The organism is Vibrio spartinae, assembly GCF_024347135.1.
Taxonomy (GTDB): Bacteria; Pseudomonadota; Gammaproteobacteria; order Enterobacterales; family Vibrionaceae; genus Vibrio; species Vibrio spartinae.
The window spans coordinates 3833894-3848507 of record NZ_AP024907.1 but is presented as its reverse complement, the minus strand read 5'-3'; the positions used below and the strand labels follow the sequence as shown (position 1 = coordinate 3848507).

General features: G+C 47.1%; 15 protein-coding genes and 1 pseudogene. 8 read left to right on the top strand and 8 right to left on the bottom strand.

All coding sequences use genetic code 11. The features are described from left to right. The first annotated feature begins 93 nt into the window (after positions 1-93). Both OCU60_RS17155 and OCU60_RS17150 read left to right on the top strand, forming a co-directional pair. Positions 94-972 carry a LysR family transcriptional regulator gene (locus OCU60_RS17155; RefSeq protein WP_074374663.1) on the top strand — a complete coding sequence of 293 codons (879 nt, stop codon included), beginning with the start codon at positions 94-96 and terminating at the stop codon, positions 970-972. 48 nt (positions 973-1020) lie between these two features. After that, positions 1021-1416 (top strand): hypothetical protein, encoded by a 396-nt coding sequence (locus tag OCU60_RS17150; protein ID WP_074374664.1) that lies wholly within the window; start codon positions 1021-1023, stop codon positions 1414-1416. Positions 1417-1634: 218 nt separating this feature from the next. Here OCU60_RS17150 and OCU60_RS17145 read toward each other — a convergent pair whose 3' ends face one another. From OCU60_RS17145 to OCU60_RS17125, 5 genes and pseudogenes are all read right to left on the bottom strand, one after another. Then, entirely contained in the window at positions 1635-2084 is a 450-nt protein-coding gene (locus OCU60_RS17145) for a hypothetical protein (protein ID WP_074374665.1), read from the bottom strand. Continuing rightward, a complete protein-coding gene (locus tag OCU60_RS17140) occupies positions 2081-2785 on the bottom strand; it encodes a hypothetical protein (RefSeq protein ID WP_074374666.1) in 705 nt (234 codons plus the stop codon). Before OCU60_RS17140 ends, OCU60_RS17145 begins: the two co-directional genes overlap by 4 nt. Positions 2786-2870: 85 nt before the next feature. Beyond that, on the bottom strand, positions 2871-3350 hold the full coding sequence (locus tag OCU60_RS17135; RefSeq protein WP_261854748.1) for an Hcp family type VI secretion system effector: 480 nt from the start codon (positions 3348-3350) through the stop codon (positions 2871-2873). Positions 3351-3593: 243 nt separating this feature from the next. Then, positions 3594-3764 carry a hypothetical protein gene (locus tag OCU60_RS17130; protein WP_182287908.1) on the bottom strand — a complete coding sequence of 57 codons (171 nt, stop codon included), beginning with the start codon at positions 3762-3764 and terminating at the stop codon, positions 3594-3596. A 175-nt stretch (positions 3765-3939) separates the two neighbouring features. Next, positions 3940-4167: pseudogene (locus OCU60_RS17125) on the bottom strand (type B chloramphenicol O-acetyltransferase); the annotation flags it as partial. A gap of 186 nt (positions 4168-4353) precedes the next feature. On the opposite strand from OCU60_RS17125, the gene OCU60_RS17120 reads away from it, so the two are divergent. Continuing rightward, on the top strand, positions 4354-4839 hold the full coding sequence (locus OCU60_RS17120) for a hypothetical protein (protein WP_205410537.1): 486 nt from the start codon (positions 4354-4356) through the stop codon (positions 4837-4839). A gap of 135 nt (positions 4840-4974) precedes the next feature. On the opposite strand, the gene araH is transcribed toward OCU60_RS17120, so the two are convergent. Genes araH through OCU60_RS17105 form a run of 3 tightly spaced genes read right to left on the bottom strand, consistent with a single transcriptional unit; the run spans position 4975 to position 8553 of the window. Further along, a complete protein-coding gene (araH, locus tag OCU60_RS17115; protein ID WP_095533341.1) occupies positions 4975-5964 on the bottom strand; it encodes an L-arabinose ABC transporter permease AraH in 990 nt (329 codons plus the stop codon). A gap of 12 nt (positions 5965-5976) precedes the next feature. Then, the gene (gene araG, locus OCU60_RS17110; RefSeq protein ID WP_074374668.1) at positions 5977-7494 is read right to left on the bottom strand and encodes an L-arabinose ABC transporter ATP-binding protein AraG; all 1518 of its coding nucleotides are present in this window, start codon (positions 7492-7494) and stop codon (positions 5977-5979) included. A gap of 54 nt (positions 7495-7548) precedes the next feature. Continuing rightward, positions 7549-8553, bottom strand: coding sequence for an arabinose ABC transporter substrate-binding protein (locus tag OCU60_RS17105; RefSeq protein WP_074374669.1), 1005 nt, complete (start codon positions 8551-8553; stop codon positions 7549-7551). 497 nt (positions 8554-9050) lie between these two features. On the opposite strand from OCU60_RS17105, the gene OCU60_RS17100 reads away from it, so the two are divergent. The 5 genes from OCU60_RS17100 to araC all read left to right on the top strand — a co-directional run bounded on the left by OCU60_RS17100 (position 9051) and on the right by araC (position 14607). Then, a complete protein-coding gene (locus OCU60_RS17100; RefSeq protein ID WP_074374670.1) occupies positions 9051-10769 on the top strand; it encodes a ribulokinase in 1719 nt (572 codons plus the stop codon). Positions 10770-10825: 56 nt separating this feature from the next. Then, positions 10826-11527: an L-ribulose-5-phosphate 4-epimerase gene (locus tag OCU60_RS17095; RefSeq protein ID WP_095533342.1), complete on the top strand. Its 702-nt coding sequence runs from the start codon at positions 10826-10828 to the stop codon at positions 11525-11527. A gap of 9 nt (positions 11528-11536) precedes the next feature. After that, on the top strand, positions 11537-13039 hold the full coding sequence (gene araA, locus OCU60_RS17090; protein WP_074374672.1) for an L-arabinose isomerase: 1503 nt from the start codon (positions 11537-11539) through the stop codon (positions 13037-13039). A 45-nt stretch (positions 13040-13084) separates the two neighbouring features. Beyond that, entirely contained in the window at positions 13085-13609 is a 525-nt protein-coding gene (locus tag OCU60_RS17085; RefSeq protein ID WP_228448933.1) for a hypothetical protein, read from the top strand. A gap of 161 nt (positions 13610-13770) precedes the next feature. Then, complete coding sequence (araC, locus tag OCU60_RS17080) at positions 13771-14607, top strand: arabinose operon transcriptional regulator AraC (RefSeq protein ID WP_074374673.1); 837 nt, start codon at positions 13771-13773, stop codon at positions 14605-14607. Positions 14608-14614: the final 7 nt, after the last annotated feature.

Below are 14614 nucleotides of genomic sequence, written 5' to 3'. Positions count from 1 at the left end.
TGTTGACCATAGAAAAGATTTGATTCATATGGTTTTATATAATTATCGATATGATCACTCATAAGGAAATGAGCATTTACTCATGGGGTGGGTATGACATTCACACAGTTGGAAATATTTTCGGTTTTATCGGATAGCCTGCATTTTACGATTGCGGCCCAGCGGCTCGGCATCTCTCAATCGGGGGTGTCACATGCGATCAAAGCGTTAGAAGATGAATTTGGGGTGAAACTATTCCACCGTCATCAGAGCCGTGTCGAGCTGACCGATATCGGCACTCGGTTGTTAGCGCGCTCACGGACCTTATTGGGCATCGCAGAAACAATGCGTCAGGAAGCGACCGATGCACAGGGGATGAAGCAAGGCATGTTGCGTATCGGTTCATTTGGGCCGACCTCATCGGTCCGCTTGTTGCCGCATATGATTCACCAGTATCAGAAAAAATTTCCGGGGATCGAAGTCTATATCGATGAAGGGCCGGATATGCAGGTGGTTCAGTGGTTGAGAGAGCGTCGCGTCGATGTGGGTTTTGTGGTTTTGCCGGAAAATGATCTGGATGTGTTCCCGTTATTGGACGATCAGATGGTGGCTTTACTGCCTGCGGCACATCCACTGAGTCGGCTTGAGTCGGTGACGTTATCGTCACTGTGTTATGACCCGTTTATCTTGACCGGGGCGGGATCCGGTGAGTGGGTTATTCGCCTGTTTCATGCCGAAAAGTTGCAGCCGCAGATTCGCTATCGTACGTCGCAGTTGCTCAGTATTCTGTCGCTCGTTGAAAGTGGTGATGCGATTTCCGTTGTGGCGGAATCGTCGCTACCGGATTACGACTCGGATCGTTATGTTTGTCGGCCATTGTCTCCGCCGATCAAGCGGCGTATTGGTCTGGCGGTGTTGGACAGTTATCAGGTCAGCCCTGCGGTCAAGGCATTCATTACCCTGGTTCAACAGTTGCATTCGGTGGGGGCGTGATTGTGTGTCCTATTCTGGAAGGTAAATTATATCAGGTGGTACATTGATATGAGTAAAAGGTCATTTGTAACGATTTCCCTTGTATTTGTATTGTTTCTATCGGTTTTTATTTATGCCTTGATGATGCAGTTTGCAGAGGATCGCCAATACAGCCAGAATAGTCTCGATTATTTAATTTTAACGCCTGAAGACATTGTCGATATAAAAGATCTCTGCCAGACAGCTCCTCAGTTTAGATATCGTTCAGCGGATGGCCCGAAACCGATGATGATGCAACTAGACTGTCATCTAGACACAAAAACCTTACACTCATATTTATCTCAGAAAAAGTACATTGGAGATAGCACCCACAGGACATACAGACAAGGAACATCTGAAATTATACTGACCGATGTCCAAGATGGTGCAGTACAATCCTTAATGTTTCTTGAATACACTCAATAGAATTTGTGTTGAAACGACGTCAATGACCTGTGCGTTATTTCAAACACTGAAAGTGTGGAGGTTTTGTGCAGATAGTTAGTGCAGGTAAGCAGGGCACTGGTCAGAAAACGTTCGGCAGATTGAGGTAGCATAAAAGAAGGGGCTAACAAAGAACACCATTAATCCCAACTTTGTGCATGTTGCTAATAAAAATTTGTTGTAATTCAAAGCTATAACACCTATAGAGGTTGGAGTCGTAATTGGGATTTCTCCCAAAACTTACCTTTCTTTTTTACCGGATAGATAGATCGGAGTGGGTTTCGCTTGGGAGCTTGCAGAACTTCTAATTGCCAAGATTGATCATTATCAAAGAAGAAAAAACGGATCTTATTTTTTTCAATGACTCGAATATCCCGAAGTATTCCTGCGGTATATTCAGCTGAAAGTTCTAATGTTTCAATAATCTTCAGTGATTGATCGAGCAGGTACATATGGAGCGCTTCTTCATAAGGAACATCTTCAGTCAGAAACAAAAGGTAGTCTCCTGCGTCAGTTTGATACTGGGCCTCCAGAATTTTTCCACTTAGTTCAACCTCCTGATTCAATTCTCGGTGGGAGAGGGTAACTTGGGAGACATCACTGTTTGCTGAGATATCTTTCATCACATTGAATACATTAATTTTGTTCATTCAAAGTACCACCCAAATGTCATATCAGCTCCAAGTGCACCTAATGCTCCACCGATGAATGCCCCTATGGTCACGCATACTGGTGCTCCTGGACCACAAATAAGACCTGCTGTTGCTCCACCCAATGCACCTCCAGCAAAACCACCGCCAAGTACAACACCTTCTTTCGTTGTGGCTTCTAATTTATCTTCAGCTGTTGCGATGTTGTATACGGAAACACCTAAGGTCACAATTAATAATCCCCGTCCTAAACGGGAATATCTGATTGCTGCTGCATTGACTGATGGTCTCGATCTGCCAGAACTTTCTATAATTTCCAGATAGACCTTATTCTGTTCAAAGGAAGATAATTGTTCAAAAGGTTTATTGAACTGACGAAGAGAATATTTTTCCGTTAATGTTTCCAGAGTTAGTCCTGTCTTCTTGAGGCTGACTGTTTTTGCTTTGCCAATATCACTGGAACGCAGTCTCGATACTTCTAGTATCTCATTTCGCAGTTGATTGACTTGCCTTGCGGCATCAGACGCAGAAATCGTTCCTGAAGAAACTTTTAAACGATATTCTTGAGATAATTTCTTCGTCTGGTTGATGTAGCTTTGTCTGACATTTCCGTCATTGATATATCTATAAGCAAAATTGAATGTAGCGGATTCCAATTGTGATAATGCCGTTTCTAACTGATCCTCATTTAATTGAACCATTACAGATTCCCTACTCAGTAACTGGTGAATAAAGTAAAAATAAACCTATTATAGTAAAACGATAAGCCCTAGATTTTGGGGAAACTTATTCACTTCCCCTGCCACCATTTCCCCAACTATCGTAGCCCATAGTTCCTGAAACATTGTGTTTCCACACAATGTTTTGATAGCTTAGTGCAATCACCTCATGCATTTCTTCTTTGTGAGCATGAGTCGTATGAGGAAGAGAAAAATCGAGGCTGGAAATTACTGCTTTTTCGAGTTCAATTGTATAAAACTTTTCGTTATAACCTTGTTCATTGGTTCGGTAAAAATTGATAGTACAATTTAAGTGTTCTTGCTTGGCAAATGCTGTGGCAAGCAGAGGGCTTGATTTATCTATGTTTTTGGAAATGATAATCGGATTATGATTTTTCCGATGTTGCTGTGCATCTTTTGCCATATGATGAACACAGGATAAAATTGTAATCTCATCAGTATGGGATTCCTGATATTTATTCCCCATAGAATCTTTAGTATTACAGCCACTAGAAATTAATCCTTGAGTCGCACCATTTATTGTAATATACGCAATATGAGATATATGAACCTGTTGTTATAATGAGTTGATAACGTGAGTCTAAGATTCTGGTTTATATGTGTCTACTACCATTAATAAAGTCCTCTATCCGCCAGTTCTTGATTGGAAGCATTGTCACTATTTAATATTGCTAGTGAGTTTACACATACAACTCCCACTCAGAATTGTAGGTATAAAAGTTCTGCGTGTAATATCCTTGCTCTAAAGTGTCATTCACCAATGACACACTCAGGCTGACCCAAGCCGCAACAGACAAACCCGTGCCACCAATTCTTTTAAGCGCTGAACTTCACTTTCGAGATACGTCAGCTCTTCTGCGGTAATTTCATAATGCTCTGAATAACGGGCTTCAATATACGCCCGTTGCAGTCGGCGGAAGGGGCTAACAAAGAACACCATTGCCCCCGACTTTGTGCATGTTGCTAATAAAAATTCGATTTAATTCAAAGCTCTAACACCTGCTTGCTATTCAGCTTTAATTAAAGCTTCAGCATCAACCGCTGCGTTACAACATGAAACTGATCCTGATAAAGGCGATAAGCCGTCTCTTGAAAGGGGAGACGGCAGCGGTTGATCAGGCTTTTGAGCGCTGCCACTGCTGGAAAAGACCGGCAATATCAGACGAACACAACAACGGCATTGCTTGTTTAATCTGTTCCAACGGCCAATCCCACCATTGCATCTCCAACAACATTGCAATTTCCGGTTCTGAAAAGCGTTTTCTTATCGCTTTTGCGGGATTACCGCCAACAATGGTGTAGGGGTCGACATCTTTGGTCACCAAAGCCCGGCTACCGGTGATTGGGAAAGTTTTGCGCGAATGTCAAAAGAGGGCGGGTACGTAATAATGAACTGTCTCTGAGGAAATGATTGAAATAAGTTCGGTTTAACTTGACCGAAATAATCAAGTAATGAAACAATTGTGCAACCATCATCATAAAAACATTTGAAAGCAGAAATTTATTCAATCAACTGAAGGAATCCCCCAGTGAAAATACTCTCAACAGCGGGTTTGTTAATGCTAGGTTGTACGGCGTATGCAGAAGGGTTAACCACATCTAATGATGGGAAGGCGTTAACCGTAAACTTTGGTGAGCCAACCTATAAACAAGTGCTTCACTACCGGAAAATGTACAGTAAGAAACCGTTTCCCGATGCAGAGGTTTATTACTATAACAACGGGACGTATAAAATCATTTCTCAAGGCGAAAACCATTACGGTGTTTATGTTATGCAAGGGGATTTTAGTGATGAAACCTATACGGTTAGATTTATATCCTTGCCCTCTCCAGACTGGGGAAATAAAACCGCATATCATCAGCTGACTTTCGTTCGGGGCGATAATGCTAAAAACATATTTATCCAGAATGCAATTGTCGATACCGGGGAAGCGATCGCACAGCAAAATGGTACTTACACTTTGGAAAAAAACACGGTATCCAATCCAATCAGTACCGACTGGAAAAACAAATAAATCCGGCCTCCTGAGTTTTTCTCCCTGATAATGCGCAGAAGTGCCTTAAATATTCAAAGCCCCCGGACAGGGAAATCTGCCGAGGGCTTTGGGGGGAAGTCATTATCTGCTGTTAAATATCACAACGCCGATAACTTAAACCTTTCTGGATTTCTGTTTGTAGCGGTCAAAAATGACGGCTGCTAACAGAATCGAACCGCGAACCACATATTGTGCGAACGGAGACATATTCAGTAGGTTCATCGCATTCTCGACGGTGCCCAGAATCAGCACCCCTGCAATCACGTAGGATACTTTTCCGATCCCGCCTTTCAGTGACACGCCACCCAATACACAGGCGGAGATAACGACCAGTTCGAAACCGACAGAGGTCATCGGCTGTCCACTGGTCATCCGTGCTGCGAGAATCACACCGGCCAGCGCGGAGATAAATCCCGATACGGTGAAGATGATGAGTTTGGTTTTTACTACATTCACCCCAGCTAATCGTGCGGCTTCTTCGTTGCCTCCGATGGCGAGCGTATTGCGGCCGTAAACCGTCCGGTTGAGCAGGAATGCAAAGACAATAAATGTGATAATTGTCAGCCAGACCGGTGTCGGAATGCCCAGCACTGAAGAGTTACCCAGTGCGAAAAAGTTTTCTTCGGTAATACCGACCGCTTTCCCGTCAGAGATAATGTAACCCAGTCCGCGCGCGATCTGCATAGTCGCCAGTGTGGTGATCAGGGCATTGACCTGTAGTTTGGCGATGACGAAACCATTGATCAGACCAAAAAAGACCCCAGAGAGTAATCCGGCAATGATGCCGAGAGTGACACTACTGGTGGCATTGATTGCGACAGCGGTAACGACGCCGGAGCAGGCAATGACTGAGGCAACCGAGAGGTCAAGGTCACCACAGGCAAGGCAGAATAACATGGCACAAGCGACCATGCCGCTCATGGAGATCGCCAGTCCCAATCCTTTCATATTGATAAAGGTGGCGAAATAGGGCACAAAAAAGGCGCAGAGCAGAAATAGCCCTGCAAATACAATGAGCATCCCGAATTTGTCCCAGATGTGGGAGAAATCGAGGCCCGGTTTCTTCGTCTCATTGGTATTCGGTTTGGTGGTTGTAATGGCCATTACTGATTTCCTCTATGCTGCGACAGGGTTGGTTGTACCCAACATCGCCAGACGTAATGCGGTTTGTTCATCAAACTGTTCACGTTGTAGTTCTCCGGAGATCGCACCGTCTTTCATGACCAGTAATCGATCGGAGATCCCCAACACTTCTGGCAGGTCACTGGATACCACGAGTACCGCGACACCGTTCTCTGCCAATTTGAAGATCAATTCATAAATTTCAGATTTTGCACCGACATCGATTCCCCGGGTCGGTTCGTCGAGTAGGATGACTTTCATGTCCGTTGAAAGCCAACGGGCAAGAATCACTTTTTGCTGGTTGCCGCCTGAGAGCTCACCGATAAGTTGGTCAAGGGAGGCGGCTTTCACGTTTAGTGCTTCGCACTGTAACTGGGCATTTTTCTCTTCCCAGCTAAAATCAATGCATCCGCCGGGCTTGAGAAAGTCTGGCCGGGCACTGATATTGGTGTTTTCCCGGACTGAAAGAATCGGCACGATACCATCAGCTTTACGATCTTCCGGGCAGAGGGTTACACCGGCCCGAATTGCTTCACTGGGGGAGTTAATCCGGACGGTTTCACCTTGGATGGTGAGTGTGCCGGCAGTCGCTTTATCTGCCCCGAAAATCAGCCGTGTCAGTTCCGTCCGACCGGCACCAACCAAGCCGAAGAGTCCGAGAATCTCTCCGCGACGAATGTCGAGAGAAACTGGCTGGGTAAGCCCCGGCCCCATCAGCTCGTCAATTTTAAGTCCGCTTTCACCGTGCTCGCGGTTGCGGTAATGATAGATATCATTGATTTCTCGCCCGACCATCAGTTCGACGAGTCGGTCATTGGTGAGATCGGTCAATGTATCGAAAGTCTGGACGTGGGTACCGTCTTTGAAAATTGTAATGGCATCACACAGCTCGAAGATTTCTTCCATTCGGTGTGACACATAAAGAATGATTTTGCCGTCATCACGCAATTCACGAATGACTTTAAATAAATTCTGGATTTCCCGTTGTGACAAACTACTGGTCGGTTCGTCAAAGGCAATGATGCGTGCATTGCGGCTGAGGGCTTTCGCAATTTCAACCATTTGCCACTGACCAATCGAGAATTCTTTCAGTGGACGGGAGGGGTCAAAATCTTCCCCGAGTCGGATTAACTGTTCTCGTGCATTACGGTGAAGGGTTTCCCGATCAACCGATCCATTTTTCGTCGGTAACTGGCCCAGATAAATATTTTCAGCAACACTGAGTTCCGGAACCAGATTCAGCTCCTGATAAATAATCGCAATACCGTGATTGAGTGCATCAACGGTTGAGGAAAATACAGCGGACTGACCATCAATGATCAATTGTCCTTCTGTAGGTTGATAGAGCCCGCTGAGAATTTTCAGCAAGGTCGATTTCCCGGCACCATTTTCTCCCATCAGCGCATGAACGCTGTTGCTTTGGGCACGAAAACTAATATTCGAGAGCGCTTTTACGCCCGGAAAGTGCTTAGAAATCTGACTAAACTCTAAAGAAGAGGGCAATGCTGCCATAGTGGCCTCCTGTGGGTTCAGAAGGTGGCACAACACGGTGCCACCGACCGGGGATTACAGTCCTTTTTTCTTCAGTTCTGCTTTGTAGTTCTCGCGGGTAATCAGAACAACATCAGTGACTTCAACGAATTTCTTCGGTTCGACACCATCTTCAACCCATTTATATAGCGATTCGATACTCTTAAAGCCGTGCACGTCCGGACTCGGGAGTAACGATCCGTAGAACCCGGTTGGTTTGGATTTTGCCAGCTCGTTGACGGCATCCACACCATTGATACCAATACCAATCACGTTTTTCGCATCAAAACCCTGACCTTCAGTTGCCCGAACGCCACCCAACACGGTGTTGTCATTCATGCCGACCACCAGCCAGTGTTTGACATTCGGATATTGCACCAACAGCGAGTTGGCGGCATCCAGTGCACCGGGAATGTCGTTGGTTTTGGTTGGTACGCGATAGATTTGATCTGCTGGGAAGCCTGCTTCTTTCAGTGCCAAGATGGAACCATCGACCCGACGACGAGCGGTATCGAGTTCATCTGCGGTAATTGCCATAACGGCACTGTTAGCCGGGTTCCATCCGCGTTTGGTCATTTCTTTATACAGCTCTTTTCCCTGACGTTGACCGATTTGACTGGCGGCCATCATCACCAATGGGACATCGGTCATCGGTTTGCCTTTGGCATTGAGGAACTGATCGTCAACCGTGATGACTTTGAGATCATAACTCTTGGCTTTTGCCATAATGGCTGGCCCGAGTTTAGGGTCAGGGGTACAAATGACAAAACCTTTGGCACCGCTCGCCGCAAGGGTATCGATCGCATTGAGGGTTTTCTCTCCATCGGGGACGGCCATCTTAATCACGTCGAAGCCATACTCTTTGCCGGCTTTTTCCGCAAAATTCCATTCAGTCTGGAACCAAGGTTCTTCTGGTTGTTTTACCAGATAACCGAGTTTGAGCGTGTCATCATCGTTACCAAAGAAAGCATGAGCAGAGGCACTGAGTAGTGCAGTCCCTGCTAAAGCGGCGACAGCGAGTTTTTTTCTTATCGTCTTCATTTTGCTATTCCATCCACTGGTTGTTGTAGGGGTGTTTCGGGCACATTATTTATATAAGCAGCTTCGGATTGAAGTGATGAAAATCACAGCAATGAAAGGTAGCGGTTTTGTCCATGCATATAGCGTGAGACAACATGACTCAGCTCTCAAAATAATATTATCTACGATTTAAATAGCCTTTTATCCTTACGTGCATAACTTTTTATGACTCATCTCGCGATAAATCCTCAATAAGCATATTTTTTAAGCGAAACCTCAAAAAAACAGTCGTAACGTTTTTATCCATATTTTTAGCTGTGGCGTTCATGTTCCCTTCTTCGTTACACCGCTATAACTGACAACAGTGAATATTAGCTGTGAGTTTGCGATACCGTCTCATGATGGCGACGATTTATCCGTGGTGATGAACGGTTCGTGATGATGACTTGTTGATGCCAGTCGTTTGTCGATAGTGATAAGCGTTGCATGGTGCAAGTGACTTGAATATGGGGATAGTTATGGAGAATAGGCAGAAGAGTGAGCCTTATGTGATTGGTCTGGATTTCGGTTCAGATTCGGTCCGGGCTTTATTGGTCAATGCTCGTACCGGTGCTGAGCTGTCATCCGGGGTTGCAGAGTATCCCAGATGGAAAGAGGGCAAGTACTGCCAACCGGCACAATCGCAGTTTCGTCATCATCCAAAGGACTATTTGGAGTCAATGACACAAGCCATACAAGATGCTGTGGCTCAAGTGAGCACCGACATCGCGCAATCGGTCGTCGGGATCGGGGTGGACTCAACGGGTTCAACACCGGCACCGATTGATGCAGATGGACAGATATTGGCACTACGACCGGAGTTTGCCGATAACCCGAACGCCATGTTTATTCTCTGGAAGGATCATACATCAGTCCCCATGGCCGAACGGATTAACCAACTGGCACACAGCAGTGACTTTCCTGATTATACCCGCTATGTCGGCGGGATTTATTCTTCAGAATGGTTCTGGGCGAAAGCGGCTTGGGTCAGTGAACAAGACGCAGCCGTTGCACAACACGCCTATAGCTGGGTCGAGCTGTGTGACTGGGTGCCTGCGGTACTGAGTGGTCACCAACATCCGGATGTGTTGCGCCGGGGCGTTTGTGCCGCCGGGCACAAAGTGATGTGGCATGAGTCATGGGACGGACTCCCTTCAGAAGCGTTCCTGACCGCAGTTTCCCCGACGTTAGCCGGTTTGCGGGATCGAATGTATCACGAGGTTTATACCGCGGATCAGGTTGCTGGACATCTGACGGATGAATGGGCTGCTCAGCTTGGTTTACCCGCTGGTATTGCGATTGCGGTCGGTGAATTTGATTGTCACATGGGAGCAGTCGGAGCCGGAGCCGGAGCTCATGATCTGGTCAAAGTGATTGGCACGTCGACCTGCGACATTTTGATGGTCGATCCGCAGCAGGTTGCGGATAAGGCAATTGCTGGCATCTGTGGTCAGGTGTTGGGCAGCGCACTGCCGAATATGACCGCACTGGAAGCCGGGCAGTCTGCGTTCGGCGATATTTATGCTTGGTATAAACGGTTGTTGGTCTGGCCGGTTGAGCAATATCTGCATGACCATCCCGATGTCAATTTTGATCTGGCTGAGTTTGAAAGCGCGCTCATTCCACAATTAGCCGAGGCTGCCGCGATGTTGGAAGAGGGCGGTAATCAGGCGCTGGCTGTGGACTGGCATAACGGCCGTCGGACACCGAATGCCAATCAACGGCTGAAAGGGGCGATCGCAGAACTGAACCTTGGCTCGACCGCTGTCGATTTATTTGCCGGGCTGGTTGAAGCCACTGCACACGGTGCGAAAGCGATTGTGGACTGCTTTGTCAGTCAGGGCGTGGATGTGAACCGACTGATTGCCATTGGTGGGATTTCGCAAAAATCCCCCTATGTCATGCAGACCTGTGCCAATGTGATTGGTCGGGAAATTGTCGTCGCTGAATCTGAACAATGTTGTGCGCTGGGTGCGGCAATTTTTGCAGCCGTGGCTGCGGGTGTCTATCCGACGACGCAAGATGCTCAGACACAAATGGCGAGTCCGATTAGCCGAACCTATACACCGACCTCCGCTATCTCAAATATCCGGGCAACGCGCTACGACATGTATCGCCATTTAGGTCAGTCACTCGAACAGTTATCTCAGGATCGTTTAGATGATGCGACATCATCGTTATCAAAGGAGGATGCATGAACATAGATGTTTCTTTCACACCGGACTTTGTGGTCAATGCGGCATGGAAAGCCCGGATGGATGTGCTACGGGAACAGGTCTGGAAAGCCAACATGGACTTGCAGAAGCATAATCTTGTGACCTTCACATGGGGGAATGTCTCCGGTGTTGACCGGGAATCCGGCTTGGTGGTGATTAAGCCGAGCGGGGTCGCTTATGAAGATCTGTCCCCTGCGAATATGGTTGTGGTGAATCTGGCTGGTCAGCGCGTCGAAGGCGATTTGAATCCATCTTCAGATACGGAAACGCATCTGGAGTTATATCGAACCTACCCTGAAATCGGGGGAGTGGTGCATACCCACTCGATGAATGCGACCTCTTGGGCTCAGGCTGGGAAATCGATTCCCCCCTTAGGCACAACGCATGCGGATTATTTTTATGGTCATGTGCCGTGCACCCGCTCGCTCTCTGATGCTGAAATTCAACAGGATTATGAACTGAATACCGGCAAAGTGATTATTGAGACGATAGGAACGCAAGAGCCGCTTGCCGTGCCGGGCATTATTATCAAAGAGCATGGCCCATTTAGTTGGGGTAAAACGCCCGATCAGGCGGTACACAATGCTGTGGTACTCGAAACAGTGGCTGAGATGGCATTGAAAACACTGCAAATCAATGCCGGAGTTGAGGCGATCAATCAAACATTGCTGGATAAGCATTACCTGCGTAAACACGGTAAGAATGCTTATTACGGACAGCAGGAACATCACGAAAAATAAGGATACACGATGAAAATTTTCGATAAGAAACAGATCTGGTTTGTCACGGGTTCCCAGCATCTGTACGGACCAAAGGTCTTGCAGCGAGTTGCTGCCGATAGCCATGAGATGGTTGCCGGGCTGAATGCGGCTGCTGATATTTCTGTTGCAGTGGTTGAGCAGGAAGTGGTGAAAACGCCGGATGAAATTCTTGAAGTGTGTCGCAGAGCAAATAATGATCCGGATTGTGTGGGACTGGTGTTATGGATGCATACGTTCTCTCCCGCCAAAATGTGGATTGCCGGTCTGAGTCAGCTCAACAAGCCGTTCTTACATTTACACACGCAGTTTAATGCCGAACTACCGTGGCAAGAGATTGATATGGACTTTATGAACCTCAATCAGAGTGCACATGGTTGTCGGGAGTTTGGTTTCATCGGCACACGATTGAATCTCAACCGGAAAGTGGTTACCGGGCATTGGGAAAATGTTGCGGTGCATCGTCAGATTGATGATTGGTGTCGCGCAGCGGTCGGGATTGCTGAAGCACAGCAACTCAAAGTGGCCCGGTTTGGTGACAACATGCGCCAAGTCGCTGTGACGGAAGGGAATAAAGTCTCAGCACAAATTCAATTCGGTTATGAAGTTCACGCCTATGGTTTGGGTGAATTGAGCGAGCGCGTCAATGCAGTCGCTGATAACGACGTGGCTGCGCTGATTGATGAATATGCCTCAAGCTATGAGATTGCCCCCGGCTTGCTCAATGATCGGGATTCACTGGCAATCCTCCAACAGGAAGCCCGCCTTGAATTGGGAATGGAGCAGTTTTTGATTGAGCACGGTGCGCGTGCATTTGCCAATACATTTGAGAACCTGACCGGCTTGACGAACCTGCCCGGATTAGCAACACAACGCTTGATGGAAAAAGGGTACGGTTATGGCGGTGAGGGCGACTGGAAAACCGCAGCAATGGTCCGGATGATGAAAGTCATGGGACAAGGCAAGCCCGGTGGAACGTCCTTCATGGAAGATTACACTTATAACTTTAGTGAGCGTAGTCAGGTGCTTGGTGCCCATATGCTGGAAGTGTGTCCGTCGATTGCCGCTGCACGGCCGAAAATTGAAATTCATCGGCATACGATCGGTTGTGACTGTCCGATTGCACGGATGATTTTCACCGGTAAGCCTGGCCCGGCGCTGAATGTTTCGGTGATTGATTTAGGGGATCGTTTCCGGATGCTGGTGAATACCGTTGATGCAGTCACGCCGCCTCAGGGTTTACCGAATCTACCGGTTGCTCATGCACTGTGGGAACCGCACCCAAGTCTTGAAGTCGCTGCAAGCGCTTGGATTTATGGCGGTGGTGCTCACCATACAGTCTATAGTCAGTCAGTTTCTGTCGATATGCTTACAGATTATGCTGAGATTGCAGGCATTGAAATGGCGCTGATCGATCAGCAGACTCATTTACGTCAGTATAAACAGGATTTGAAACATAACAGTTTGTACTATCGGCTGAATGGTCAGATATAACATCGGATGGTGCCTGCTCTGGCAGGCACCTCATAAGGAGCCAATGTGAAGATAGACCCGGATGAATTTCAGGTGTCGGATCGGGCACAGTTGTTTCATGATCACTGGCAACTGGAAATTGTGTCACATACACCGGTGGTATTTCAGTTGTTCTTCCGTCGTCAATTGTTTTTTAGTGGTCAGTTAGAGCTGATCAACAATGATGAGGTTGTCAATACCGATGACTTTCACTGGCGGTTTCGGATCAAAGATAACCGGATTGAGCAGTGGTGTAACGTGCAGCTCGGAGAAACCCTCTCACTCGGTATCACCTATTCTTTTCAGCCGGATGCGTTGGTGATCGAATATATGGCACGAAACCGTGTACCGACCCGTTTGGATATACGCCATAATATTCAGGCGATTCAGACTGAGCACGGTTCTGAACCGCGATCCGTGGCAGATATGAAGGGTCGGGTGGATCAGTTACAGCGCCAGAATAATGAGCGGCCAAGTGATTATCTGGTTGAGTCTGGGAATCAACATTTCAGAGAGGCATTTTCTGCCACACAGTGGATTTTCCTGTCATAGCTTACGGTTTTAGTTTTACGTCATATTTTTGCGAGTATCGAGTGGCTTTTAGAGCAAACAGGTGTAACAAGTTTTATACGAAACTGTGAAGTCTTAAATCGTATGAAATCGGAGAGTTAGCGTACACTCGGTCGTTAAAGGAAAGTAGTATAGGATGTAGGATGCAAGACGATCCGCTCAAACCAGGGTATAACTTCGATGCACATTTAGTGGCAGGGCTGACGCCGATTATTGAAGGAGACGAACTGGATTTCACCATTGACCGCCCCAACGGTATGAAAGGGTATATTATCAACCTGACGAGTAAAGGTGAGGGTACGCTTTTTGCCGGTGATCAGGCAATCAATGTCGGCCCCGGTGATTTAGTGCTGTTTCCCCCGACAGCGGCTCACTATTACCATCGTGAAGCAGACAGTGTGTGCTGGTTCCATCGCTGGGTTTATTTTCGTCCCAGAGCTTTCTGGCATGATTGGTTGAATTGGCAGGAAGAGCAACACGGGGTGTATATCACCCGAGGATTGGACCAAACCACAGTTCATCATCTGGAACGTTTATTCATTGATATCGAGTATACCGCCAAATCCGATGAACCTTATCGGAGTGATTTATCGATCAATCTGCTGGAACAACTGCTGATTCGTTGTAAGAGTTTGCAACCGGATGTGGTGAGTAAACCGCTCGATCCGCGTGTGATCGAGGCGATGAATTATATGACGCAGAACCTCAATCAGGATTTCACCATGGAAATGGTCGCCTCGCACATCTGCCTGTCTCCGTCGCGGTTAGGACACCTGTTCCGTGAAGAAATGTCGATGACCATTACGCAATGGCGTGATGATCAGCGCATCAGCCGTGCCAAACAGCTGCTGGTCACCACTAACTATTCGGTCAACCAAATCGGTCGAATTGTCGGCTATACCGATCCCCTCTATTTTTCCCGGGTGTTTAAACGTAAGTCGGGGGTCAGCCCCAAACGCTATCGGGAGCAAATTACCTAAGCTCGAC